The sequence below is a fragment of the Erysipelatoclostridium sp. An173 genome (genome assembly GCF_002160495.1).
In the GTDB taxonomy this organism is placed as follows: domain Bacteria; phylum Bacillota_I; class Bacilli_A; order Erysipelotrichales; family Coprobacillaceae; genus Thomasclavelia; species Thomasclavelia merdavium.
The window spans coordinates 1-510 of the sequence record NZ_NFKR01000121.1 but is presented as its reverse complement, the minus strand read 5'-3'; the positions used below and the strand labels follow the sequence as shown (position 1 = coordinate 510).

Here is a 510-nt window from a genome sequence, read left to right as displayed (position 1 = left end):
CTTCTTTTAAAGTTAAATCTTCTATTAGTCTATCTGTCATTTCCTTAACCTCTTCTTTTTTTACCAACCCTACTATCTTCATTATCTTCTTTAATGAAATATCAGTTTGCTCTAACAGATTTATTAATATCTCATATTTTTCTTCAGCTCGACCTACAGCCCTATTTTCAATTATTAATCCTTGCGCTAAGTTACACATATTTTCAACTCCTTTCTTTAGTTTATCACTCATTTTAAAACCATATTCTTTTTCTAAAATTCCCCTTATCTCTTGAACACTTCTTCCGCTCATTCCAAACAGTAACATCACCACTCTTAATAATTCATCATTCTGTTCATACTTTTGGCTTATTTCATGTTTACTGCTTGTATAGATCGTTGCTATCTTGATCTTATCATAAGCTTCTTTTTCTTTTAACGGTATTCCTGATTCCACTTTTTCTTGTAGACTATATATCCTGATCGTTCCATCATATTTTAACGGTGCTTGAGGCATTAACCAGATTGAAT

1 protein-coding gene is annotated in these 510 nt (G+C 31.2%); it reads right to left on the bottom strand.

All coding sequences use genetic code 11. The features are described from left to right. Positions 1-510, bottom strand: a 510-nt coding sequence (locus B5F09_RS14945) for a hypothetical protein (protein ID WP_204215381.1), incomplete at both ends; no start/stop codon positions are given.